General features: G+C 50.1%; 18 protein-coding genes and 2 pseudogenes. 13 read left to right on the top strand and 7 right to left on the bottom strand.

Features of this window, described 5'->3' with window-relative positions:
- Nucleotides 1-412 precede the first annotated feature (412 nt).
- Nucleotides 413-2,125 (top strand): proline--tRNA ligase, encoded by a 1,713-nt coding sequence (locus D3H35_RS01800; protein WP_119147509.1) that lies wholly within the window; start codon nt 413-415, stop codon nt 2,123-2,125.
- A 210-nt stretch (nt 2,126-2,335) separates the two neighbouring features.
- Nucleotides 2,336-2,668: an FGGY-family carbohydrate kinase gene (locus D3H35_RS01795; RefSeq protein ID WP_147355709.1), complete on the top strand. Its 333-nt coding sequence runs from the start codon at nt 2,336-2,338 to the stop codon at nt 2,666-2,668.
- A 715-nt stretch (nt 2,669-3,383) separates the two neighbouring features.
- Here D3H35_RS01795 and D3H35_RS01790 read toward each other — a convergent pair.
- The 7 genes and pseudogenes from D3H35_RS01790 to D3H35_RS01760 all read right to left on the bottom strand — a co-directional run bounded on the left by D3H35_RS01790 (nt 3,384) and on the right by D3H35_RS01760 (nt 10,791).
- Entirely contained in the window at nt 3,384-4,421 is a 1,038-nt protein-coding gene (locus D3H35_RS01790; protein ID WP_119147507.1) for a trypsin-like serine peptidase, read from the bottom strand.
- 152 nt (nt 4,422-4,573) lie between these two features.
- Nucleotides 4,574-5,671: a GerAB/ArcD/ProY family transporter gene (locus D3H35_RS01785; protein ID WP_119147506.1), complete on the bottom strand. Its 1,098-nt coding sequence runs from the start codon at nt 5,669-5,671 to the stop codon at nt 4,574-4,576.
- A 2-nt stretch (nt 5,672-5,673) separates the two neighbouring features.
- Nucleotides 5,674-6,774: a GerAB/ArcD/ProY family transporter gene (locus D3H35_RS01780; protein ID WP_119147505.1), complete on the bottom strand. Its 1,101-nt coding sequence runs from the start codon at nt 6,772-6,774 to the stop codon at nt 5,674-5,676.
- Nucleotides 6,775-6,794: 20 nt separating this feature from the next.
- Complete coding sequence (locus D3H35_RS01775; RefSeq protein WP_233567703.1) at nt 6,795-7,046, bottom strand: hypothetical protein; 252 nt, start codon at nt 7,044-7,046, stop codon at nt 6,795-6,797.
- Nucleotides 7,047-7,052: 6 nt separating this feature from the next.
- Nucleotides 7,053-8,261, bottom strand: a complete 1,209-nt coding sequence (locus tag D3H35_RS01770) for a Ger(x)C family spore germination protein (RefSeq protein ID WP_325049986.1) — start codon at nt 8,259-8,261, stop codon at nt 7,053-7,055.
- Nucleotides 8,262-8,267: 6 nt separating this feature from the next.
- Nucleotides 8,268-9,845 carry a spore germination protein gene (locus tag D3H35_RS01765; protein ID WP_119147503.1) on the bottom strand — a complete coding sequence of 526 codons (1,578 nt, stop codon included), beginning with the start codon at nt 9,843-9,845 and terminating at the stop codon, nt 8,268-8,270.
- A 68-nt stretch (nt 9,846-9,913) separates the two neighbouring features.
- Nucleotides 9,914-10,791: pseudogene (locus D3H35_RS01760) on the bottom strand (LysR family transcriptional regulator).
- A gap of 121 nt (nt 10,792-10,912) precedes the next feature.
- Here D3H35_RS01760 and zwf point away from each other — a divergent pair.
- From zwf to D3H35_RS01700, 11 genes and pseudogenes are all read left to right on the top strand, one after another.
- Entirely contained in the window at nt 10,913-12,442 is a 1,530-nt protein-coding gene (gene zwf, locus D3H35_RS01755) for a glucose-6-phosphate dehydrogenase (protein WP_119147502.1), read from the top strand.
- Nucleotides 12,420-14,411: pseudogene (tkt, locus tag D3H35_RS01750) on the top strand (transketolase). The gene zwf and the pseudogene tkt overlap by 23 nt, the downstream one beginning before the upstream one ends.
- Nucleotides 14,412-14,454: 43 nt before the next feature.
- Nucleotides 14,455-15,120 carry a fructose-6-phosphate aldolase gene (gene fsa / locus D3H35_RS01745; RefSeq protein ID WP_119147501.1) on the top strand — a complete coding sequence of 222 codons (666 nt, stop codon included), beginning with the start codon at nt 14,455-14,457 and terminating at the stop codon, nt 15,118-15,120.
- 161 nt (nt 15,121-15,281) lie between these two features.
- Nucleotides 15,282-16,607: a spore germination protein gene (locus tag D3H35_RS01740; RefSeq protein ID WP_119147500.1), complete on the top strand. Its 1,326-nt coding sequence runs from the start codon at nt 15,282-15,284 to the stop codon at nt 16,605-16,607.
- On the top strand, nt 16,604-17,674 hold the full coding sequence (locus D3H35_RS01735) for a GerAB/ArcD/ProY family transporter (protein ID WP_119147499.1): 1,071 nt from the start codon (nt 16,604-16,606) through the stop codon (nt 17,672-17,674). Before D3H35_RS01740 ends, D3H35_RS01735 begins: the two co-directional genes overlap by 4 nt.
- A 30-nt stretch (nt 17,675-17,704) precedes the next feature.
- Nucleotides 17,705-18,805 carry a Ger(x)C family spore germination protein gene (locus tag D3H35_RS01730; protein ID WP_119147498.1) on the top strand — a complete coding sequence of 367 codons (1,101 nt, stop codon included), beginning with the start codon at nt 17,705-17,707 and terminating at the stop codon, nt 18,803-18,805.
- A 432-nt stretch (nt 18,806-19,237) separates the two neighbouring features.
- The gene (locus D3H35_RS01720) at nt 19,238-20,239 is read left to right on the top strand and encodes an LLM class flavin-dependent oxidoreductase (protein ID WP_158593901.1); all 1,002 of its coding nucleotides are present in this window, start codon (nt 19,238-19,240) and stop codon (nt 20,237-20,239) included.
- Between the two features lie 458 nt (nt 20,240-20,697).
- Nucleotides 20,698-21,132, top strand: a complete 435-nt coding sequence (locus D3H35_RS01715) for an SRPBCC family protein (RefSeq protein ID WP_119147495.1) — start codon at nt 20,698-20,700, stop codon at nt 21,130-21,132.
- A gap of 214 nt (nt 21,133-21,346) precedes the next feature.
- Nucleotides 21,347-21,895 (top strand): NADPH-dependent FMN reductase, encoded by a 549-nt coding sequence (locus D3H35_RS01710; protein WP_119147494.1) that lies wholly within the window; start codon nt 21,347-21,349, stop codon nt 21,893-21,895.
- A gap of 270 nt (nt 21,896-22,165) precedes the next feature.
- A complete protein-coding gene (locus tag D3H35_RS01705) occupies nt 22,166-24,301 on the top strand; it encodes an ATP-binding protein (RefSeq protein WP_158593900.1) in 2,136 nt (711 codons plus the stop codon).
- A gap of 4 nt (nt 24,302-24,305) precedes the next feature.
- Nucleotides 24,306-24,992 carry a response regulator transcription factor gene (locus tag D3H35_RS01700; RefSeq protein WP_233567706.1) on the top strand — a complete coding sequence of 229 codons (687 nt, stop codon included), beginning with the start codon at nt 24,306-24,308 and terminating at the stop codon, nt 24,990-24,992.
- The last annotated feature ends 328 nt before the right edge of the window (nt 24,993-25,320 follow it).

Here is a 25,320-nt window from a genome sequence, read left to right as displayed (position 1 = left end):
TGGATATCAGCGAAGATTCCTCCTTGCCATTTGACGGTAGCGTTCCCGATTTCGGCGGAGAAATACGCGAGTAACATAGTGTGCTTGACTGCCGCCAGATTTTAATGTAAAGTAGTGAAAATTGTTAATAGATAGTAATAGCTTAGACCAAGGACAAACCGTTCTATCATCGCCGTACAGAGAAGAAACCCATGGGCTGAAAGGTTTCTCACAGCGAGCGAATGGCCTCCCGCCTTGCGAGCTGTAACGGGGAATAATTAAACCGTTACCGGTATATGCCGTTATCAGAATGAGAGCCGCAGCGAAATGGCTGCGGTCAAAAATAGGGTGGTAACACGACACATTCGTCCCTGACGGATGTGTCTTTTTGTTATTTTGCCACATCCACATATATCCAAGGAGGCTGCATCGAATGCGCCAAAGCCAATTATTACTGACAACGTTACGTGAATCACCGGCAGACGCCGAAGCCGTCAGTCATCAGTTGATGCTGCGAGCAGGGTTTATCCGGCAGCTGGCTGCAGGAATTTACACCTATATGCCGCTCGGAAGACGCGTTCTTCGCAAGGCTGAACAAATTATTCGGGAGGAGATGGACAGGGCGGGCGCACAAGAGCTGTTGATGCCTGCGATGCAGCCTGTGGAATTGTGGAAAGAGTCCGGAAGATATTCGGTGTATGGACCAGAGCTAATCCGTTTGCATGACCGGCATGATCGAGAATTTGCGCTGGGTCCGACCCATGAAGAAGTCATTACTTCAATAGTCCGAGAAGAAATCAACTCTTATCGAAAACTGCCGTTTACGCTGTATCAAATTCAAACCAAGTTTCGCGATGAACGGCGTCCCCGCTATGGGTTACTCCGGAGCAGGGAGTTTTTAATGAAAGATGCGTATTCGTTTGACGCCGATTGGAACGGACTGGATCAATCCTATACGAAGATGTTTAATGCGTACAACCGAATTTTCACGCGTTGCGGAATAAACTTTCGCGCTGTTGAAGCCGATTCAGGTGCCATAGGAGGCGAGGGCGGAACACATGAATTTATGGCGTTGGCCGATATAGGCGAAGATACGATTGCTGCTTGCACCTGTTGTGAATATGCCGCAAATCTTGAGAAGGCTGAGCCCGGCATCCTTCCGTTAGAAGCAGTTGCAGGATTTGATGCAGAACCTTTGGAGAAGCTTCTTACTCCCGGCGTTCGGACGATTGATCAATTGGTTTTGTCGTTGCAAATCAAGCCCGCTGACATCATGAAGACGGTAATTTTTATGGTCGATCATAATGCAGTTGCAGTTGTAGTCAGAGGAGATCATGAAATTAACGAAATAAAAGTGAAAGATCATTTGGGAGCCAAGAGTATCTCCATAGCCGACCCAGATACGGTTGAAAGGGTGACGGGGCTCCCCATAGGATTTATAGGTCCTCGCGGCTTAACGATTCCCGTTTTAGTCGATCATGCAGTCCTTCAGATGCCATATGGGATAGCCGGTGCAAATGAAGCAGATTACCACTACCGTCATTTTAACGCTGGTCGAGATATTGATCTTCTTCAAGTTGGTCATTTCCGTAATGCAGCGGAAGGCGACAGATGCCCTTCGTGCAATGAGGGGGTATTGAAATTTCATCGCGGTATTGAAATGGGTCATGTGTTTAAGCTTGGAACGAAATATAGCGAAAAGCTCGGAGCGACGTTCCTGGATTCAGCGGGCAAAGATCAACCCATGATTATGGGCTGCTACGGCATTGGCGTTTCTCGCATTCTTTCCGCCGTCTTGGAGCAGAACCATGATGAACATGGGATGATCTGGCCATCGGCATTAGCTCCGTTTCATGTCCATCTCATTCCGATCTCTAGCAAAGACGACATTCAAATGCAAGCTGCCAATGATTTGTATAATCGTCTTCTTGAAAATGGCGTCGAAGCGCTGCTGGATGACCGAGAGGAACGTCCCGGCGTTAAATTCAAAGATTCGGATTTGATTGGCATACCTATCCGAATCATTATTGGCAAAGATGCGGAATACGGAAATGTTGAGTTTGTTGAGCGGAGAAACCTTAAGAAAGAGTCTATTTCTATACATGATGCGGTTGCTCGGATTATGGAGTTTGTTAGCGATTTATGATGGAGTCGATTTTATTTCGTTCGCAATCAGAAAAAGAGGACGGATAGCCGACGCTGATCTTTGCGGCAATTGAAGTTCTGGAATCCGATTTTGCCGAGCTAAAATTGTCCCGCCGTACCACCGCGTTGCTCCAATTCGAATTCGACCGCTTACAAAGTGCCGCTCGAAGGGTGTGAATTTGGACTAGAGAGCAACTAGGTGCTGCGGTTTTTGATTCTCCGAGTTGGGCGAAATCGGAACATCCGGGAAAGCATGGAGGTATTTGAAGCGGAAGGGCACGCGATCCGTACGGTTCATCTTGGCGGTGGAGGCAAACGAAATGCCGTCTGGCGCCGAATGATCGGCGATGTATTCGGTAAGGACATTGCTTTGCTTGCAAACCGGGACGCTTCGGCTGTCGGCGCTAAGCGTCGTAAGAACGTCCGAACCGCAGCCCTTTCATTGGAGCGTCATTCGGTATACGGGCGGATTCACTCCCGTTATCGCAAGGCGTACCGTGCACTGAATGAATTTTATCAAGAGGAGCGAGAGGACGCCGGGTAAATTTGAAAAGCCTTAGGTGAAAGCTAGCTGATCTCGCCCTGCACAGGGAGCTGTCTCAGCTTGCTTGACGAAAAATCATATAAAAAATGAAGAAATGGTGGTGCAGGGTCTAGCCCTGCGCCACCATTTCTTGCTTTCGGTTGATTGCCGCTTTCTTGAAACGGTACCTCGTACCACTGATGCGCACTCGACCGCACTTTCCGCGGAATGTACGGCACCTCGTACTACTGTTAAGCGCTCGTCCACACTTTTAGCCGAATGTACGGTACCTCGTACCACTGTTGAGCGCTCGTTCACACTTATCGCTGAATGTACGGTACCTCGTACCACTGATGCGCGCTCGACCGCACTTTTCGTCGAATGTACGGTACCTCGTACCACTGATGCGCACTTGACCGCACTTTTCGTCGAATGTACGGTACCTCGTACCACTGATGCGCACTTGACCGCACTTTTCGTCGAATGTACGGTACCTCGTACCACTGATGCGCACTTGACCGCACTTTTCGTCGAATGTACGGTACCTCGTACCACTGATGCGCACTCGACCGCACTTTCCGCGAAATGTACGGTACCTCGTACCACTGATGCGCACTCGACCGCACTTTCCGCGAAATGTACGGTACCTCGTACCACTGTGGAGCGCTCGACTACATTGAAATAGGGGCTATCCCTATGGTCTTGCAGGCCTTTCGGGATAGCCCTCTTGTTGCTGTCAGTTCCAATTGGCCCAGCCGTATTTGACCAGATTGACGAGATGCTGACCGCCGGCGAACACCGTGCGAGTGGGATCAAGAAAATCCTTTTCATACCCGCTTTCAATGCCTACCACTTTCGGATCGCCTCCTCGCCAGCCCCACAGAGGGCCGCCCGACCATCCGCCAAGAGCGAATTTGTGGGTCTCGATTTCGAGTCCGTCCGATTCATTGTCGATGTCGCGGACCCATACAGGAATTTCAATGGAGGGGCGCTCTCCGCCATTCGGCTCCGAGGTCGGATAACCGACGCTAATCCAGGCATTGTCGTAGTACCAGTCTTCGTCAGAATGCCATTCGGAACCGAGCCAGCCAGTGCGTTCGCCTATGCGCCAGTTAAGCTTGCAGATGACGTAATCCAGACCTGTCACGCTGTCCGTGTTGCGCACACCACGCCATTCGTCGACATAGGCATGACCGAAACGGGGATCGTTGCCGTTGCGATAGCCCGGTACAAATCGTATGCTCGAATCCTTCGTGTCCCACGGCATGACATGGCTAGCCGTCAACAGAAGTCGCGGCCCGACGAGCACTCCGCTGCCGACCATGGTAGGTTTGCCGCGTCGCGTGACGAACACTTTGCCGATCGCTGACCAAGGCCACTCCGTTCCGGTTGATTCAAATATAAGCGGCTTGATCACTCCTGGAATGTTGATGTCGAGAAATCGCGGCCGAATGCGAGGCGCCGTCATGACGTCGAGCCAATTGGGTCTGAAGGCCTTTGGTGTGGATACTTTTTCGGAGAATTGAATGAGTTCCTCGATGGACAGTGTATCGCCGACAAGCGCAAGCGGCTCAACAAGGTTCAAATCGCCCGTTCCACGGATTCGGATCTGGGACCCATCGGATTCACAAGAGGTTTCGAACTTGGGGCTTCCTTCAAAAACGAATTCATGCTCATCTTCTCTTGGCGGTATCGGCTCGGCAGCAGGATTGTCGCGTTTACTGAAAAGCTCGTCCAACGTAAGTGCGGCATACTTGTCGTCCTGTTTCGTCATCGCTTTTTCTCCTCGATCAGATTGTTTTTTTGCCGATTTCCGAAGGTAGTATACGGTAATTATAACAATTATCTGGAATTAATTAATTGGACTATGGAATTATCTTTATGGCGAATTGTCGGACATAAGAAGCAGATGAGTCAGAGAGGGGACTATCGCATCCCCATTTTGGTTCGAATCCAAGCCAAAACCAACAGCAATACCGGAATTCCCGCCTGGAGAGGAAGATGCAGATAGAAAGGAACGATGCTAAGCCCGGTCTCCAGATGCTCAAGCACGTTCCTCGCTATGAACAATGAGGCAACCCATACGGCGAGACCGACGAAAATGGCGAGAAGGCTGCGATTTCGTAATTTGAATGTGTGGGAGATGCCGAGAGCGGCTGCGTAAGTAAAGACGGCGATCTTGAAAAAGCCGCCGATGACCAAAATCATGATGACGATGGCATCCAGCCGCTGAATGACATTTCCGATGTTTACCTTGCTAAGCGTTTCGAGCAGAGGAAACAGACTGGTGCCGGCTTTTTGCAGGCCCAATACGGAGATGTCGACAGCGCGAATAAAACCGAGAATCAAGCCGCATGACAGCAAGGCGGTCATTCCCGTCTTTGCGCTCCTTGCCGGTTGATTCAAGTAGGGAAGCAGCATAGTAAAAACGATCATCTCGCCGAAAGGAAAGGTCAACGTTAACGGAAATGCCGTTGTAAGCACAAGCTTCCAGCCATTTTCCAGTACCGGTGCCAGATTTTCAGGATGAATGATTCCCGAAGCAAATGCAGAGACCGCACCGGCAACCAAACATAGGATCATAACGGCTAAAAAAAATTCTCCGGCTCTCCCCAAGGTCTCGATCCCCAAAACAATAGCGTAAATGACGATCAGGATGATCATCAAATTGATGACCGACATAGGGGTTCTGTCCAACTTCGAGGTCAGCAGCAAAGCTCCCAAATCCCTGAGAACCCTTGCGGCGATATACATGAAATACAGAATATAAGCGACGGACAGCGGATAGCCGATCCAGACGCCGACGATTTTCGGAATATAGCCGGTAAGCGGGATCTCGGGATGGAGACGAAAAAGACTGTTGTATACGGCAAATAAAGCCATACCGCCAATCATGCCGATCAAAATAGCGAGCCACGCATCTTGTTTGGCCTGCATGCCCAGCCCGACGACGATTGCGCTTCCGAATTCGAACAGGCAGATCAACGCAAACAGCTGTGAAACGCCCAATTTCGCTTTTTCCATCTTTAACGACTCACCAGCGCTTTTCTCAATCCGTGTACAATCAGCAAGAGCAGCGGCAATAACAATCCGACGGACAGCGTATAAGGAATCCACGTTTTCAATTCATAGGTTTGTTCGTAAGCGATATTCGGAAAAATGAGGGTCGGCATGACGACGAGGAGCATCCCTATAGGCAGAATGAGCGGGCGATGATCTTTCAAACGAAAGATTTGGGCTGCTGCTGTCGCCGTACAGTAAATATAGAGGGTCAACCTGAAATAAAGCGAAAGAATCCACAAGAAGGCAATAATGACCTCAAACCGCTGAAAAAAACCTGCGATTCTGATTTTTTGGGCCAGCTCGTAGCTTGGAAAAAAGTGTCCTGCCGTAAAATCGGGTCCAAAAACTAAAATAGTCACCAGGACGATGACGGCCATCGCAAGGCTGCCGATCAAGCTCCCGGTGAAGATGGCTTTTCGAGCTCGAAGGGGAGGGCTCATGGACGGAAATATCATTAATAGAACAACGATGGGCATATTTAGCGTGCACATAAAAAACAAGGAAGCCGAACCTAAAGAGGCTAGATCAGTCTCAAATAACGGTTGCAGATTTGCGATTTTGATTTCCGGCGATGCGGAAACAACCAACAAAACATATAGAACTGCGAAAAAAGGGAAAAGCAATTCGGCGGCGCGAGCTAACGTTTCGAGCCCAAGGCGCGCTCCCATGACTACGATAAGCGCAAAAAGAATCTGGAGCGATTGAACGGGCGTTTCGGGCATCATTTGCGTAACCATGAAATTTCCCAATACGAATAACACTACGCTGGGACTGCACAAGAATATCGTACCGAAAAGCCACAGGGAAATGATTTTCCCCGGCCATCTTCCCAACGCGGCTTCGATAATCTCAATCAATGTCCGCTTGGGGAATTGAACTCCGACTGCGGTAATGATCCACACCGACAGCATTCCGGCTCCCACTCCGATAACGGCTGCTATCCAGGCATCCTGTTTGGCAAAGTGGGCCATGACGGCGGGAATAACCAGAATCGCGCTGCCGATGGTGAAGAAAACGGATATGACCATTAATTGGTGAGCGGATAGTTTGCTTTGCTCCGACACAGGTCTCGCCACCTCTTTTTTTACTGTAGTAGACCGAAACGGGAGAGTAAATCGCTGAACGGTTTGTAGAACGCTATGATCCAGTCCATCGGATTGGGTAAGTACCAGCGCAAAGCTTTAGCCGTCGCCAGCCAGAGTCCAAGGAGCAGGAGAAGGGTAAATATCCATAGCTCCCCGACTAACCGATTTTTGCGGATATAGGGTAGATCGATCATGACAATGGCTGCGGCTGCAGCCCAAATTCCAAGGAGGGCCGGCAAGTAGGTCAGCATCTATGTCTACTCCTTAAGTTTGTTCAAGAATGAATCGCCGACCGTCCCGACACGCCGAATTTTGAAGTCCACGTTAATTGTGACCGGTAGATGGACGAAGTGGCGGTCATCCCAATGCTCCTTTAGCGTTTTCCAAGCCTGTGGATCGGTTCGGTGAATGGCTTCTCCAAACCCGAAGATGTCGGACTCATACGTTTTTTGAGCTTTTTCGACGACCGATTCCATGATTTCGGTTACTTTATGCTCCGCTCTTTTCTCGAGGTCAAACAAGGTTGCAGATTTGGTCAGGTCCAGACCTGCGCACTCGACTTCTCCTACGCTTCCTTCGATGCGCACGCCAATCTCGATACGGGGCCGCTCCCCAATCATTGTCCCTTTGACGCTCGAATGCGCTCGCGTAATTTCCAAGGTGACTTTGCCTCCGTTCGGACAACCGATATGACCGACTGAGTTTCGCACATTGTTCAGAATGTAATTATAGCCTCGGCTATCTTCTTCGCTTAACCAGCCGATTAATTTGTCGTTTTTGAATACCCCTAGCCCCGATAGTTGCAGATTGCCCGGAGAATCGATTCTCTCGGTGTTTGTCTTCGAACCTCCGATTTCTTGATCTCCAATAACCCGAAGTCCCGGCAAAACCGGTTGTTTGCCATCGCTGACTAAAGAGGCAATTAATTCATCCGTATTGACCGTCATCGTGGGCGACCAATTTTTCTCGGACGTCTCCAGGGACGCGAACATCTTAGTTACCGGAATGTTCTCCAAAGAGGTCGTTATTTTCAGCGTGCTTTCCGCGCTTGTTTCTCTTGCAATTACGACGTAGAAATCGTTGCGGAATTCATGGTCTCGGGATATGAATTCCAGAATTTCTCCCAATCCTTCTTGAGCGAGCGATTCGCCGACCACGAAGAGGCGGAGGTGAGAAAAGTAAATTTTGCGAGGACTGATCGTGGTCAGCTTGCGGCTCGCTTCAAACACAGTCGCCGATTCGGTCTTATAGAGAGTGACGGGGGAGCGGCCCGCCGTTTTTTGTGACGTCACTTCTCCGGGAACGACAACTTGTACGGAAACCCGGTATTGCTCTCCGATCTTATCGATTCCCATACCGACCGCGATCGCGAGCTCATTCATTTCGCGACGGTTCCAACAGCCGTTCAAGATTGAAGCCAGAGCGATGGCCAAAAGCACGCAAGACACCTTCCGTATCAAGGGCACCCCTCCTTACTTCCGTGATTTTCGGGGCGGCGTCGACGAATTGCGAGTTCGATTGCTCTGGCTAATTAATCGAGGGCGGGTTAACATCATCCATTGCGGCAAACGAAAGATGGCGTCCTTCTGATCTTCCGGAATGAACGGAGCGAAAGGACTCATGTACGGAACTCCAAACGATCGTAGACTGCACAGATGAAGCACCAAAGCTATAATTCCGACGATTACCCCGAACAAGCCGAAGGATGCCGAGAGCGCCATCAGAGGGAAACGCAGCATCCGCAAAGAAATGGACATATTGTAGGCAGGCAATACAAAGCTGGAAATAGCCGTAATGGCGACGACAATGACCATGGCCGCGGACACGATTCCCGCTTGGACAGCTGCTTGTCCGATAACTAGCGTGCCGACAATGGAAATAGTCGCGCCAATGTATTTTGGCATCCGTATTCCGGCTTCACGCAATATTTCAAAAGTGATTTCCATCATGAGCGCTTCGATGAAAGCGGGAAAAGGAACGCCTTCTCGCTGGGCGGCCAAATTGATCAATAGCTCGGTCGGCAGCATTTCCTGATGAAATGTTGTTATGGCTACATATAAAGACGGACCTAATAGAGATATCATAAGTCCGACATAACGAATGAGCCGGATCAGCATACTGATGTCCGCGCGCTGATAATAATCTTCCGCGGAATGAAGGAAGGAGACGAACAATGCCGGAACGACAAGGACGAACGGGGTTCCATCGACCACGATCGCAATTTTGCCTTCCAGAAGCTCAGCGGCGATAACGTCTGGGCGTTCGGAGTTGTAGACGGTTGGGAAAGGAGACCATCTATCGTCCTGTATCATTTCTTCGATATATCCGCTTTCCAGAATTCCGTCGATGTCTATCCGGTTTAAGCGCAGTCGAACTTCTTCGATGACTTTGTCGTTCGCAATTCCTTTAATGAACATAATCCCTACATCGGTGAAGGTTACCCTCCCGATCGGCTTCGTCTCCAGCCACAAATTCGGGTCTTTAATTTTGCGCCGCAGCAAAGCCGTATTGGTTCGAAGGCTTTCCGTAAACGCTTCACGGGGACCGCGAACAACGGCCTCCGAGGAAGGCTCGCTGACGCCGCGATCCTTCCATCCCCGTGTGCTGGCTGCCATTCCTTCGTTATACTCGTCAATTAGAATGATCGTATCTCCGGACAGAAGCGCATGGAACAAGTTATTGAAGTCGGCTATCGCTCGAATGCTGCCGATTGTTAGAACGCGATCTTTCAGAGCATGAAAGACTTGAGAAGAGAGAGGAGGTTCCCCATCCGAATCCGGAGTGAATCGGACATCCAGCAGCGTCGATTCCATAATAAAATCAGAGATCGCTTGGACGTCCGCCAATCCGTCAGTGTAGATTACTCCAATTTTGCCGTCGGCGGTATGGGGAAGCCGGATTTCCCGGATGAGGATATCGGTACTGTTGCCTAGCGATTGTCGGATTTCGAGAATATTTTGCTCAAGGCTTGCATGCAGCGGCTTGACGAAAGCTTTATCGGGAGTACCGGCGTTTTGAGCAGGCGATCTGTGCGTTTTCCAGAACGGCATCGGCGTCTTCCTTCCGGAGGTTCGTCTCAACACAACCAGTATGGTCAACCGGAAACGCCAATATGCTTTTACCGAACCAAGCCAATAAAACCGCTTGCCGCACTGGAAAGCGGCATGTTGCGCATCGTCAGAATCCCTACGTGAGAAGGAGGCAGCGGCACGTTTAATTGAATCTCGAAAAGGGAGCCCTCCTCCAGCTCCTTCGACACAAATTCCCTCGTCACATAAGAAATGCCGAGTCCTCTCCGCGCAAACTCGATGAGCAGATCCACGCTTCCAACCTCGATTTCAGGCTTGATCGAATACCCGTAGCTTTGAAATAATTCCGTTATCGTCATTCGGCTCTGCTATTCCGGGAGAAGAGGATGATGGGATGCTGAAGCAGCATTTCCAGCGACAGCACCGTCTCCTTAAGCTCGGCATAACGGGCTCCCGCTACGAAGCAATCCTGCAGCTGAAAGCTCTCTCTTACTTCAAGCTGAGAATCGACAATCGGCATGCGAACGACGCCCAAATCGATTTTGCCTTCTTTTAAGAACGTAATGGTCTCCGGTGTCGTTCCGTGGTTCAGGTGAAGCTTGATACCCGGGTGGTTCTCATGAAAGTGTTCCAAATACGGAAGCAAATAATGCTTGAACAGCGAGTCGCTTCCGCCGATCCGCAGCTCGCCGCTGTCCAAGTTTTTGAGCGCGGCCATTTTTTCCTCGGCCAATGTAATAAGAATGTGCGACTGCTCGATATAGGAGTAAAGCACGGCGCCCTCTTGCGTCAGCGCAACGCCTTTGGAATTGCGATAAAACAACGTAACTCCGAAGCTTTCTTCCAGCTGCTTGATGGCGTGGCTGACGCTCGGCTGCGTAATGTACAAAGCTTTGGCTGCTTGCGTTAGGCTTCCCGTTTTCGCTGCCCAATAGAAAACTTTATATAGTTCGAAATTGTTGTTCATAGATACTGTCTATATCTCCTGTCAAATATATTAATTACTTATATGGCTGTTAAACGTATTATAGTGAAACTAAGAAACAGAAACCAGAGCGCGCATAAGCTCGTCGGGAAGGAGAAGGAAGATGGAACCGACCACTTTTATTATGTTCGGAGCAACGGGGGATTTGGCGAAAAGAAAAATATACCCTGCTCTATATAATTTGTACGTCGATGGAAAGCTGCCGCAAGCGTTCACCTTGTTCGGCCTCGGAAGAAGAGAATGGACCGATGAATCGTTTCGGATCAACGTCGAGCAATCTTTGCATCAGTTCTCCAGACGCGGTGCGAAGGATGCCGAATCGGTGAAAGCATTTGTACGGGCATTCCGCTACAGCGTTCTGGATATCGGGCGCGAAGACGATTATCGGAAGCTGCTGAAGCTGGTCGAGGGGCGAGAGAACGAGCTGAGCATTCCGTCGAATCGCTTGTTTTATCTATCCGTCGGACCTGAATATTTTGAGACGATCGCGGCCAATATTCAGGCTAGCGGACTGGGCTCCGCGAACGGGTGGAAGCGTCTTGTGATCGAAAAGCCGTTCGGACACGATTTGCGATCGGCCCGCGATCTGAATCGGAAATTGAGCCAAGCGTTCGCGGAAGAAGAGATATACCGAATCGATCATTATTTGGGCAAGCCCGTGGTGCAGAGGATGGAGTCTCTTCAGCAGACCAATCCGGTCATGCAGGCGTTATGGACCAATCGCTACATTTCCAACGTGCAAATAACGGCCCTTGAGTCGGTAGGGGTCGAAGAGAGAGCCGGATATTACGATCATGTAGGCGCCGTGAGAGATATGTTCCAAAACCATATGCTCCAACTGCTGATGATGACGGCGATTCACCTTCCTCACGACAGCTCTTCCGAGAAGGTGCGCTTTAAGAAGAAAAAAGTAATGGAGTCCCTCGAACTGGTGCAAAAAGAGGATGTCGGCGCGAGCGTGATTCGCGGTCAGTACTCGGAAGGAAGCATTCAAGGAAAGCCGGTCGTCGGCTACGCTTCCGAGCCAGGCATTGCGCCTTCCTCTATGAACGATACGTTCATCGCAGCCAGGTTGCTGATCGATAACAACGATTGGCGGGGAGTTCCTTTCTATATTCGAACGGGCAAAAGAATGAAGGAGAAATCGACGAAAATCGTAGTCGAGTTCAAGGAGCCGGTAAAGCAGCCTTGGATGAAAATCGAGGAGGGCATCGAGCCTAATCTTCTCGTTATCGAGATCGGGCCAGAAGAGAGCATTACGCTGCAGATCAATACGAAGGAGCCCGGGCCGAACGGCGGCCGATTCAAGCCAATCCGGATCGACCTTCAAGCAGGACAGGCGGATTCTCCCGAAGCTTACGAAAATTTAATCGGCGACGCGTTGAACGGAGACTCTACCTTCTTCGCGCATTGGGACGAAGTCGAATTGTCCTGGCAGTGGGTGCAACCGATTCTGGATGCTTTCGAAGAAAATCTCGTTCCGCTTCTTCCTTACGAGGCAGGCACTTACGGGCCTGCCGCTTCCGACGCGCTGCTCGCGAAGGACGGCAATCATTGGTGGTTCGATGCCAAGCCAGAACCAAAATCCGAAGTTAACGAAGGAGAACGATATGCCTACAACGCAAACCATTGATCAGTTAGCGATAGATACGATCCGAACGTTGTCTATCGATGCCATCAACGCCGCGAAATCCGGCCATCCGGGGTTGCCGATGGGAGCCGCTCCGATGGCGTATGCCTTATGGTCGTCCCATTTGAACCACAATCCCGGCAACTCCAAATGGTTCAACCGCGACCGTTTCGTTCTGTCGGCAGGGCACGGCTCGGCTTTGCTTTACAGTCTTCTGCATCTGTCCGGCTATCGGGTGTCGATCGACGATTTGAAGCAGTTCCGCAAGCTTAACAGCCTAACTCCCGGACATCCCGAATATGGGCATACCGATGGCGTGGACGCTACTACAGGCCCTTGGGACAAGGTCTTGCCATGGCGGTAGGGATGGCGATGGCCGAAGCGCATCTGGCTTCCAAATTCAATCAGGAACAGTTCCCCGTTGTCGATCATCATACGTATGCGCTTGTCGGAGACGGCTGCTTGATGGAAGGGATTTCCTACGAAGCGATGTCCATGGCCGGACATATGAAGCTCGGCAAATTAATCGTGCTGTACGATTCCAACGATATTTCGCTTGACGGAGAGCTTAACCTCTCATTCAGCGAAAATATTCGGAAGAGAGCGGAATCGGCGAATTGGCAATATTTGCGGATCGAAGACGGCAATGACATCGCTGCGATCTCCGAAGCGATCGCGGCTGCCAAGCATAACGATTCGCAGCCGACGCTTATCGAGATTCGCACCATTATCGGTTACGGCAGCAAGGCAGCGGGCACGAACAAAGTTCACGGCAATCCGCTCGGCAAAGACGAAGCCAAAGCGACCAAAGAAGTATACGGTTGGCCATACGAGGAAGAATTCACCGTTCCGAATCGTGTTCAAGCGCATTTCGAGCAATTGAAGAAGCAAGGAGCGGCCAAGGAAGAGAAATGGAACAAATTGTTCGCTTCCTATACGGCTAAATATCCTTCGCAAGGCAAAGAACTTTCTCAAGCAATTAGCGGCAACGTATCGATCGATGCCGGCGATATCCTGACGTTCGACGCTTCCAAAACCGTGTCGACCCGCGTAGCGAGCGGCGAAGCGATCAACCATTACGTGAAAACCGTACCTTCCATCTTCGGAGGAAGCGCAGATCTGTCGCATTCGACGATGACGGACATTAAAGGGGAGAGTACGTTCGCCATCGCGACCTATTCCGGACGCAACGTCTACTTCGGCGTCCGCGAGCATGCGATGGGCGCGGCCGGCAACGGTATGGCGCTCCATGGAGGCGTCAACGCGTTCGTCAGCACCTTCTTCGTATTCAGCGATTATTTGCGCCCGTCTATCCGCTTGGCCGCTCTGCAAAAGCTGCCAGTCATTTATGTCTTCACCCACGATTCTATTGCAGTCGGGGAAGACGGACCAACGCACGAGCCTGTTGAGCAATTGACCGCGCTTCGCACGATCCGGGACTTACGGTCATCCGGCCGACCGATGCCAACGAGACGGCAAGCGCATGGGCCTATGCGCTGGAACAAAAAGAAGGCCCGGTTGCCCTCGTGCTGAGCAGACAGAACCTGCCGATCTACGAAGGGACAAAGCCAATAAGGAAGAAGTCGCCAAAGGCGCTTACGTCCTGACGGAGACGAACGAGCACCCGGACGTCGTCTTGATCGGTACCGGTTCGGAGGTTTCACTAGCCGTGAATGCCAAAGCGGAGCTTGAGAAGATGAATTTGTCCGTTCGGGTCGTTGCCATGCCTTGCAGAGAACTGTTCGATCGTCAATCCGAAAATTACAAGCAAAGCGTTCTGCCCGCTTCCGTAACAAAGCGGATCGCCATCGAAGCCGGCATCTCGCTCGGCTGGGAACACTATACGGGACCGGAAGGGAAAGTGCTGTCGATCGATACGTTCGGCGCTTCGGGACCGGGTAACGAGGTCATGGAACATTTCGGCTTCTCCGTCGCTAATGTCGTTCGTTTAGCGCAACAATTGCTGAAATAATCCTTCATTCACCCAAAACCTATTAAATTGGAGGTTGTTCACAATGAAATTTTTTATCGATACCGCAAACCTGGCGGACATCAAAAAAGCGTATCAAATCGGCGTCTTGTCCGGCGTGACGACGAATCCTTCCTTGGTTGCGAAGGAAGGCGTCAAATTCGAAGACAGAATCGAAGAAATATTGAAGGAAGTACCCGAGGTTGAATCGGTATCCGCCGAAGTGACGCCCGATGCGGTCACGGCGGAAGAGATGATCTCGCAAGCGAACGAATTAATCAAAATCAACAACTATGACAAGAACATCACCATCAAGCTTCCGATGACGCTGGCTGGATTGGAGGCTTGCCGCTACTTGACCAAGAAAGGCGTAAAAACGAACGTCACGTTGATTTTCACGGTCAACCAAGCGTTGTTGGCCGCTCGCGCAGGAGCCACGTATGTATCTCCGTTTCTGGGCCGCTTGGACGACATTTCGGAAGACGGCGTCCAATTGATCGTCAAAGTCGCCGAATTGTTCCGTATTCACAATCTGGACGCTCAAATCATCGCCGCTTCCGTTCGCCATCCGGATCACGTAACTCGCGTAGCAATGGCAGGCGCGCACATCGCCACCGTTCCGTTCGCGGTCATCGAACAAATCTCCAAACATCCGCTTACGGATCAAGGATTGGAGAAATTCGCCGCCGATTGGAAGAAAGCCGTTCAGTAAATGGAGAACCGTTTTTTCAAGAGCGAACCCGCGCAACTGGCGGGTTTTTCTTTTTTTCAGCTAACGAGAACGATAGCCATCGAGAAAATTACGGTTCGCTCGTGACATAAAAGGGATACATCTGGGCATCATTGGAAAAATGCTCGGATGGAGGTTCAGCCATGCAAAAGCGCCTGGAACAAATCAAGAACGAGCTATTTCATACCGAAGACTTAATGATCAGGCCCTTCGAATTGGAGGGGCAACCTGCAAAATTGATTTATATCGAGACGCTATGCGATGCGACGAAGCTGGAAATCAGCCTTTTTAAGCAATGGTTTCGTGCCAGATCCAATACGTATTCAAAGCTCGAAATCAATTATTTGCTGACGGCTGCGAACATCGAAACGGTAAGCGACGCGAAGGAGGCGGTCCATTATCTTCTGCAAGGGAAGGGACTAATCGGATTCGACGATTCGGACGAGCTTTACGCGTTTAACGCGGAGCAATCGAACATACGATCGATTCAAGAGCCGGCCAACGAGCTATCGATCATAGGCGAACGCGCGGGCTTCGTGGAGCAATTATCCGTCAATTTGAATCTCATCCGTAACCGAGCTTCCTCTAGCCTCGTTAAAGTTCGATATTTCGCGATTGGAAAACACGCTACCCATAAAGTCGCGGTCGTATGGATCGAGGGCGTCGCGGAGAAATCCATCGTAAGCGAAACGATCGATCGCATCTCCCGTTTCCATTCGTCCATGGAGGTCCATCCGGGGAAGCTTCAACGGCAATTGACGGCCAAGCGTTCGATTTTCCCGCAGATCTATAGCACGGAAAGGATAGACACAGCGACGAGCCTTCTAATGCATGGACGAATCGCCGTCTTAACCGACCAAAGCTCCACTTGCCTCGTCGTTCCCGTGTCGTTCTACTCGTTCTTGAATTCGGTCGACGCCTTGTTGCTCGGCCGTGGAACGGCATGGTTGTTGCATAGCATGATAGCCATCGGATTGCTGCTTAGCTTGTACGTATGCAGCCTATATATCGCCACGACGATGTTTCACCACGAAATCCTGCCCGCCAAGATGACGATCAATATCAAAAGCTCCATGGAAAACGTCCCTTATCCGCCGGTTGTCGAAGCGGTTATCATGATCCTGATATTCCAATTGATCGCGGAAGCCACCGTTCGTTTGCCTTCGCAATTAGCTCAGTTGGTAGGCGTCGCCGGTGGAATCATCATCAGTGAATCGCTCGTGAAGATCGGCTTCGTATCGAACGTGTTTATCGTAATCGTTGCGCTGTCAATGATCGGATCATTCATGATCCCGGCCTATCAGATGCGAAATTTCGTCTTAATCGTTCAAATCATGCTGTTGATCGGTGCTTCGATATTAGGTTTTTACGGGATCGTCTTTGTGACAATCGGCTTGCTGATCCATTTTTTCACCTTGGAGCCGTTCGGGGTTCCTTACTGCATGCCCATTAGGAGCCATGCCAAATGAACAAACAGGCGCTTCGAGTCGGTCCGTTTCAATTATATTGCATCCTAATGCAGGCGCAATTCGGCTCCGCGGTCATCTCAATCGCAAGCGATCTCAACGATAAATCCGGCACGAGTGCGTGGATATCCTGTCTGATTGGCGGGCTCGCCAACATGATCTTCGTTTATTTGATTTGGCTGCTGGCTTCCAAAGCGCCGAATTCAAATGTTTTTCAGATGCTTCTGCAGCGTCTTGGCGGTATTTTCGGACGTTGTTTGCTGGCAATCCTTGCTGCATTCTACGCCGGCATCGCTTACGTGATTTTAACCAATTGGATTTATACGACGGACCTTTGGGCATACGAAAGAACGCCCAAATGGGTGTTGCTGTTTTTGTTCATCGCGCTATGTAGTTATTTAGTCATTCAGCCGGTTACCGTGTACGCCAGGTTTGCCGTATTGACGACTTTTTTTGCGCCGTTGTTCGTCATTTTTGCGGTATATATGTTTAAGGATTGGAATACTTACAATCTGTTGCCTCTCTTGGATAAGGGCCCGCTGAAGCTGTTGCGCGGATCGGTCGTCGTTCTTTGGGCGCTGGCGGGAATCGAGATTTTGCTTGTTATTCCGCAATACGTTAAACATCTAGGAGCTAGAAAGGTGCTTAGAATCGCATTGTTGAGCAACGGCACGACCGTTCTTTTTTATACGTTCAGCGTATTTTCATCGTTGGTCTTATTCGGCTCCGAGATGATCTCCTATATTCGAGAGCCGCTGCTGTACCAGATGAAAGCCGTTTCGTTCGATATTATCGAGCGGATGGACCTCATCATCATTTCGGTATGGATTCTATTCGTCATGACGTCGTTCTGCTCTTACTTTATCCTGTGCGTCTCGTCCATCGCAGCAATGCTGAAGAAAAAGGAGGAGGTGCCTCTTTGGCTTGCCCTCGTCTGCGGGGGATTGTTGTTTATCGCTAGCATTTGGCGCTTCAGCGCCGATCAATTGGATCGCTTTCACGAGATCATTAACTATTGGGGCCACGGCAGCGTCATTCGCATTAATTGCCGGCACATTATTGCTTCTTAAAGCAATCGGCGCGAAAGGAACGCGAAAATCATGACCAGATTCGTTGCTGCAGCTTTACTGATTGCGATCTGCCTTTGCCTTGGCGGCTGTTGGGATCAGCGGGAACTGAAGAACATTCGGATGGTTCATACGGCAGGCGTCGATCTGATTGACGACGAATCGATTCGTTTAACCGTTTCTATTCCGACTGTGAAAGCGTCGATCGAATCTCAAGGAACCGTCGTGACGCCTAAAGTGAGCGGAGAGGGGCATAGCGTTCAAGAAGCCAGCATGAATTTGCAAGAGGTTGTCTCCCAGCATATGGATCTCCGGGAAACCCGTATTTTGCTTGTCAATCGGAAGCTCGCCGAGAAAAATTTATACGAGGGATTGGATTTCTTTTATCGCGAAGCGCACTATCCGATTAATGTCTACATAGCCGTTACCGATCCGTCCGCGCAGAAAATCGTTCAACTCGAAGTCGAGGATCGGTCTCTGATCAGCGAATACTTGTATGACTTGCTCGTTAGCGGGGAAGAGGAAGGGCTGATTCCGAAGGAATCGCCCTATTTGATTACGCCGATCATGTTTACCGCAGGTATCGATAACGTACTGCCGTTTCTTATCGAGGCCAACGTGAAAAACCGGGCGAAGATTAACGGCGTCGCGTTATTTCACGAAGCGAAAATGACTGGGAAATTAGACGATATTCATGCTAGAACGTACGTGTTGTTAACGAACAAAAAAACATACGGGACAATGACGGAAAAAATCGGACCGAAGAACACATATGTGACATTAACGTTCGATACGGCAAGTCATCGGTACAAGTTGAATACGGAAGGGCGTATCAAAGCGGACATTTACGTGAAAATAAATGGCGAGCTGATCGATAATCCATCCGGCATTCGGATCGATAAGTCGGAAATTAATCTGCTTGAAAGAAAGCTGGAAGACATACTGACGAAACGCGCGGAAGAAACGATTAGCCAGCTGCAGCAAGCGAAGTGCGACGGATTAGGCATTGGCCAAAGAATTAAAGCGACGCACAATCGGCTTTGGCGTAAGCTTGATTGGGGCAAAGAATATCCGCAAATCAAAATGGTTCCCCATATCGAAATCAAGATTGAGAATCATGGATTGTTAAATTAAAGATTGGTATGGACGCTCATTTCACTGGCGCCGGACGAGGAAGGGGTCCTGATATGGAAAACTTTACAACTAGAAAAAAGCATGATAATGTATAAATATGTAATTTTATATTAATGAACGACGTCTTTTCGGAGTATGGTATTCTCCTAAGGACGCGCATAAAAGTCAACACCAATTGATGGCCAATATGAAATATGAACTTATTGCCGAAATAGAGAACCAGATCTTCTACATCGCTTCATTTAATCATATGGGGAACACACTGTGCGAATCGTTCGAAATTCGCAACGAGGAGGGAACGATCCTGAATTCGGGATGCGTCGCCTTTGGGATTGACAGGTGGGCCTATGCTCTTTTGTTGAAACACGGTACCGATTTGGAGGAGTGGCCTCCGGGCCTTAAACAATTATTTTTTCCCGAGGGATGAGCTTAATGGAATTTTGTTGGACTTTACCGGTAGATCCGAATTCATTCGCCGCAAGTATCGAGCAGGCATGCGCGGCTGAAAGCCATCGGTACGGAGCGGTTTTGGTTTCCAGCTTGCCCAAAGGGATGGATCCTTGGGTCTTGTCCACGGCGATCGGGCAGCGGACAAAGGAAATACGCCTACTGATAGCCCAAAATACAAATTACACACTTCCCACCGTAACCGCAAAGGCTTGGAATTCGTTGAAGACGATTACGGGATGCCGGGCAGACCTCAATATCGTCACCGGAAGTTATCTCCCTGAACTAGCCAAACACGGAAAACCGCTAAACCATTCCGACCGCTATAAGAAAACCTATGAATTTGTCGAAATTTTACAGTTATTGAAAAAGGGCAAAACATCCTTTAACGGCGATTTTTTTCAAATTAATCATGCCGATGTTACCCCTCCCTTTGAAGCGGAAGACAGCGGCAATATTTTTGTGGCTGGAAGCTCGCAGGACGCCGAGACGGTAGCTGCGTTTGTTGGCGATCGGTATGTCGTGTACGCTGATGACGTTAATACTATCCGGAACAAATTCGCCAAAGTCAAAGCGATGGGAGACTCGTGCTCCAGGCAGGTTAAGTGCGGAATATTTATCGATATCATCGCCAGGCGGACGGCGAGCGAGGCCTGGGCTTGTGCAGAAAAAATGGTTGCCGACTCTACCTATATTCAACGAAGGCTTAACAAGGCGTATGTTCATCAAGCAGACTCGATAGGCGTTAGAAACCATGGCAAATATTTCATTCAGGACGATTACAAAGTTGATCAGCATCTGTGGGCCGGGCTAAGTCAAATCAGTGATTCCGTATCTCTTTCGATTGTAGGCAGCTACCTGGATGTAATAACCGCGCTGAAGAGATACGAAGAGGCCGGAACGGATTATTTCATCGTATCTGGATCTAGGAATGACCGCGAGATCGAAAGAATCGGGCAATATGTCCTACCCTATGCCAATGGCTGAAGGAAACGTTGTCGATGATCGATGGAGTGCCAGAGTGGGTGCGAATACTTAACTGGAGGCATTCCTTGATAATCAATACGATGCACAAATAAGCCAATTCGGGTATAGGGGATCGGCTTATTTGTGGTTTAAATAAGCGCATGTCAAAGCCGCTGAAGGAATACGCGGAATCACCCGAGAAGCAGCGCTGTTTGGTTCCGCAATAAGAAAAAGGCATAGCGAGACACCTTCGATCTCGTCTTTGTCTTGTTCTCAATTGGAGAAGTGTGGAAAAGTACTCCGTTGCGCGCGTCAATTGCAGGCTCAAAAATAAATATTCCTTTACAGGAATATTCCGATTTGTGTATATTAAAAGTGTTCGATCTATTAAGAATGGAGAGGGGGCCGTTCCACTTTAAGAAATTCGAATAAAATGCTGACCAGTAAGCTATATTATTTTTCTGAGGTGGATAATTAAAATGGAAACGGGTAAAAATGAAACAATAACGGTGGAAACGACCGTTCAAAAGCCGGTTGGAGAAGTGTGGCGCTATTGGACGCAGCCAGAGCATATAACAAAATGGAGTTTTGCTTCCGAAGACTGGCATGCGCCAAATGCCGAAAACGACGTAAGGGCTGGCGGGAAGTTTATTACTAGAATGGAAGCTAAAGACGGCAGTTTTGGCTTTGATTTTGGCGGCGTTTATGATGAAGTGAGAATAAACGAGTTTATTTCTTACACATTGGACGATGGAAGAAAAGTGGCGATTACTTTTATTAGCCAAGAAAACGACACTAAAATAATTGAAGCTTTTGAAGCGGAAACTGCCAATCCCATTGAAATGCAAAAAGCAGGCTGGCAGGCGTTTATGGACAATTTCAAAAAATACAGTGAAGCCTGCAAAGAAGATTAGATAACAACAAATTATGACTGACCTTCATGCACCAAAACACAGCGAGTAGACCCGGCTTCGGCCGGGTCTACTTTAACATTTACTTTCGGATTGGGCGAAATCGAACTGCAGCGTCTAAAGCGCGGTAACTTTACATCGCATCCGACATAAGCTATACTTTATAAAGTAATGAAAAAAATATTATTTGCTTAATTAGGATTAGGAGGAATGGATAATGGGAAACGAAAAATTGAAAATCGGGATCGTTCTCGGAAGCACTCGCCAAGGACGCGTTAGTCCGCAAGTCGGCCAATGGGTGAAACAAATCGCTGATCAGCGCGGAGACGCCGAATATGAAATCGTCGATATCGCGGAATTTAAATTGCCATTTCTCGGCGAAGGAACGGGACAAGAGCCTGCGCTCGCTTCGTGGAACGAAAAAATCGGCAGCTTGGACGGCTTCGTTTTCATCGTCGCGGAATACAACCATAGCATTACAGGCGCACTGAAGAATGCTCTGGATTCCGCACGCGACGCTTGGAACAACAAAGCCGCGGGTATCGTAAGCTACGGCTCAACGGGCGGCGCTCGTGCGGCAGAGCATCTGCGCGGCATTCTGGGCGAATTGCTAATCGCGGACGTGCGCGTACATCCGACGCTGTCGTTGTTCACCGATTTCGAGAATTACTCTACGTTCAAGCCGTCAGAGCTTCATCTGACCAACGTGAACGCAATGCTCGATCAAGTTGTCGCTTGGAGCGGCGCGCTGAAGACGTTGCGTTAAGCCGTTAAGAGCAAACAAGAGAAAGCCTATCCAACACAAGCTGGCCTCGGTGCGAACCGGGGCCAGCTTGTTGTCACGATCGTTTGATCATGCGTAACAACAAATTGGCGCATCCCGTTTTATCTTCGGGAGGGCCTTTTTTTATTGCTTATTCCTTCATTTTGAACACGACCATAGGTGATATAATTCGATTAAATGCATTTCCGGCTAATATTGTATATTCTATAATAATAAAAGCAGACAAAACACATGGGATGTGCGGCTGGCGACATGACTAGAAGATGGATGCGCTTCTGTTTGCTTGCGGTGCTGCTTACGACGGCTGTTGTGTCGTCAGCCGTTGAGACGGCAATGGCGAACGCGGGCGGAGAGCGCAATGCCGACGGTCAAATACCCGAGGCGACAGAAGGAATCCTGGACCTTACAGGCCATTCGTTAGCCGGAGACGGCACCGTGTTGCTGAACGGTGAATGGGAATTTTATTGGACCCGGCTTCTGGAGCCCGACGATCTGCCGGTATACGAGAGCAGGGCAGTCGGGATGAAATTCGAGCGGGTACCAAGTATTTGGAGCGCTTACCGGGAGGACGGAAAGGCGTTGAAGAATCGGGGATACGCGACTTACCGGCTGACGGTCAAGCTCGACAAGGCGGATGCTGGTCGAACCTTGGCGCTGTACATGCCTAGCGTCGCCACGGCATACAAGCTTTGGATAAACGAAGACTTAGCCGCCGCAAGCGGCAAGGTTGGCCGTTCCAAAGAGGAGATGACCGCTCGTAACGTTCCGGACGTCATCCGATTCGTACCGAAGGGCAGAGAGCTGCAGTTCGTCATCCAGGTGTCCAATTTCGTACAGCGCAAAGGCGGACTGTGGGAAGCCTTGCGGCTTGGCAATGAAGAGCAAATTTCCTACCTGCGTACTAAAAGCATTTTGGAAGAAGCCTGCATCTTGGGTTGTTTGGTCATCATGGGACTCTATCATATCGGGCTGTACCGGTTTCGCAAAAAAGATCCGTCGCCGCTTTACTTTGGCGCCATCTGCCTGGCGGTCGGCTTGCGAATGACCGTATTAGGCCAAACGCTGCTGCCATACCTGTTGCCTGATATGACATGGCAGACGGCGGTTCGAATCGAATATATGACGGCTATTATCGCCTTTCATTTACTTATCCGCTATATTCATTCGCAGTATCCAAGAGAATGCTCCCCTGCGGTACGGTGGATTTCGTTGATTGCTTGCGCAGGATTCGGCCTGCTTGTCACAGTTGCGCCGCCTTCGATTTTTACGCAGTTCATGCTGCCCTATCAGCTGACGGTTGCGCTGCCGACGGTGCTCTACGTGCTCGTCGTGTACGTGCTGGCGGCAATCCGTCGCCGGGATGGCTCGCTTCTGAATGGGATAGGCTCCGGTTTCTTCGGCCTGACGGTGGGAGGCGACGTTCTCTACTACAACCACCTGATTCCAAGCGGGAACTTTATTCCTTACGGTCTCCTCGGTTTCATGTTCACCCAGTCACTCAATCTGGCAGGCCGATTATCAAGAGAATTTGGACGGTCCGAGCAACTGGCGCATGAACTCGTTCAAGTAAACGAGGAACTGGAGGACAAAGTTCGGGATCGAACGGCTGAGTTGAGAGCAAGCCATGACCGCCTCGAACGAATCAATATGGAGCTTACCGGCCTCGAACAGTCACGCAAACAGCTATTGACAGCCATATCTCACGAGCTGGGAACGCCGCTTACGTCCATACAAGGATATGTCAAACTGATGATCGACGGCGTGCTTCCCGCAGACGACCGAGAGTCGCTGCAACTGATCTACAACAAAACGAAGATTCTCGACCGCATCATTCAGGATCTATTCGAGCTCTCCAAGCTGGAAGCGGGACAATTACAGTTCCGCTTTGGCGACATCCGGATTGTTCCTTTTTTCCGCGGGCTGGCAGAGGGGTATACCGTCCAGTTTAAGAAGAGCGGGCTGCGGTACGAGCTTGAGTTAGGCGAAGTCGACGTTGAGGCTGTGATCGCTGCAGACCCGGTTCGGTTGGAACAAGTTATCGCCATTTTCGTAACTAACGCCGAGAAATTTACGTTGCCTGGCGGCACGATCCGGACAAGCCTCAAACCAGGCGCTATGCCAGTCACGCAAGCACCTGCCATCCGTCTCTCTGTCGCTGATACGGGGCCTGGAATAGCAGTCAACGACCTGCCCTTTGTGTTCGACCGTTTTTACAGAGGAAGCCCGTCCGCGGGAAAACGTGAAGATGGAGCGGGTCTAGGCCTTGCCATTGCCAAACAGATCGTAGAGCAGCACGGCGGCGTCATCGGCGTAGAGAGCCGGCACGGAGAGGGAAGCACGTTTTATATGCTGTTGCCTCTCCGGCATGCCGAAGAAGGAGCGGTTTAGCTTGATGAAGTTCAAAATACTTGTCGTAGAAGACGAAACGGATATTCGCCGGCTCATCCGATTGATTCTTGAGAACGAAGGCTACCGGGTCTTGACGGCGGAGAACGCCGAAGAAGGTATCCGGTTGTTTGATCGGGACCGACCGGATTTCGTCATCCTGGATGTTTTGCTCCCCGGCATGGACGGATTGCAGCTATGTGCGGAGATGCGACGCAGCAGCAACGTACCCGTACTGTTCTTGAGCTGCAGGCGGGACGCAGAGGACATCGTTGCCGGACATGACTGCGGCGGCGACGACTACATGACCAAGCCGTTTGATCCTGCCGTACTGGCTGCAAAGGTGAGGGCCGGACTTCGGCGTGTTCCGGTGCGCATGCCGAAGCGCGATATCCTGCGCGTCGGCCGGCTTCAGGCGGATTTCGGAAGCCGCGAAATTTTTCTCGACGGGGAGCCGATCCCGCTGTTTGCCAAGGAGCTGCAATTGCTATTCTTTCTAATGAAGCATGCCGGCCAGGTTTTTAGTGCCGTACAGCTATACGAGCAAATATGGGGAATGGGCGGGGACAGCGAGGACCAGACCGTGAAGGTGCATATAAGCACGCTTCGCAAAAAGCTGGACGACGACCCGGTGCGCTCCAATTATATTCAAACCGTAAGAGGGTTCGGGTATAAGTTCGTTCGCCTTTCCTAAACGAAACGAATACCAACGGTTTTCCCATCGGCGACAGCTCTGAAGAGAGCTGTCGTTTTTTGCGGTTTTTAACCGCGTTTTAACCTTCCGACTCTATAATTAACCATTATTTGTGAAGGGAGACTGTCCATGCCCGACATCTTCTCGATGCAGTTGATCGAACCGCTGGCGGTTGAGACACCGATCCAACGCTTGATCCGTGAGCGTCCGGGATGGCCGAAGTGCAGAGTCGTCTTCGCGCGGAAGAGACGGCCCCTTTCACCGAGAAGCTCAAACTGTTGACCGGCAAAGACTTAACGGCTTCATTGGATGTAAACAAGGAGGAACG

The organism is Cohnella faecalis, assembly GCF_003570905.1.
Taxonomy (GTDB): Bacteria; Bacillota; Bacilli; order Paenibacillales; family Paenibacillaceae; genus Cohnella; species Cohnella faecalis.
The sequence above is the reverse complement of the archived record's forward strand: the minus strand, read 5'-3'. Positions and strand labels throughout refer to the sequence as shown.

Bases quoted from the DNA above. Each gene is read 5' to 3' on its own strand.
- D3H35_RS01735 (WP_119147499.1), top strand. From the start codon at position 16,604: ATGAACAAACAGGCGCTTCGAGTCGGTCCGTTTCAATTATATTGCATC.
- D3H35_RS01705 (WP_158593900.1), top strand. From the start codon at position 22,166: ATGACTAGAAGATGGATGCGCTTCTGTTTGCTTGCGGTGCTGCTTACG.
- D3H35_RS01715 (WP_119147495.1), top strand. From the start codon at position 20,698: ATGGAAACGGGTAAAAATGAAACAATAACGGTGGAAACGACCGTTCAA.
- D3H35_RS01710 (WP_119147494.1), top strand. From the start codon at position 21,347: ATGGGAAACGAAAAATTGAAAATCGGGATCGTTCTCGGAAGCACTCGC.
- D3H35_RS01800 (WP_119147509.1), top strand. From the start codon at position 413: ATGCGCCAAAGCCAATTATTACTGACAACGTTACGTGAATCACCGGCA.
- D3H35_RS01790 (WP_119147507.1), bottom strand. From the start codon at position 4,421: ATGACGAAACAGGACGACAAGTATGCCGCACTTACGTTGGACGAGCTT.
- D3H35_RS01700 (WP_233567706.1), top strand. From the start codon at position 24,306: ATGAAGTTCAAAATACTTGTCGTAGAAGACGAAACGGATATTCGCCGG.
- D3H35_RS01775 (WP_233567703.1), bottom strand. From the start codon at position 7,046: ATGCTGACCTACTTGCCGGCCCTCCTTGGAATTTGGGCTGCAGCCGCA.
- D3H35_RS01740 (WP_119147500.1), top strand. From the start codon at position 15,282: ATGCAAAAGCGCCTGGAACAAATCAAGAACGAGCTATTTCATACCGAA.
- D3H35_RS01765 (WP_119147503.1), bottom strand. From the start codon at position 9,845: ATGCCGTTCTGGAAAACGCACAGATCGCCTGCTCAAAACGCCGGTACT.
- zwf (WP_119147502.1), top strand. From the start codon at position 10,913: ATGGAACCGACCACTTTTATTATGTTCGGAGCAACGGGGGATTTGGCG.
- D3H35_RS01730 (WP_119147498.1), top strand. From the start codon at position 17,705: ATGACCAGATTCGTTGCTGCAGCTTTACTGATTGCGATCTGCCTTTGC.
- D3H35_RS01785 (WP_119147506.1), bottom strand. From the start codon at position 5,671: ATGGAAAAAGCGAAATTGGGCGTTTCACAGCTGTTTGCGTTGATCTGC.
- D3H35_RS01720 (WP_158593901.1), top strand. From the start codon at position 19,238: ATGGAATTTTGTTGGACTTTACCGGTAGATCCGAATTCATTCGCCGCA.
- fsa (WP_119147501.1), top strand. From the start codon at position 14,455: ATGAAATTTTTTATCGATACCGCAAACCTGGCGGACATCAAAAAAGCG.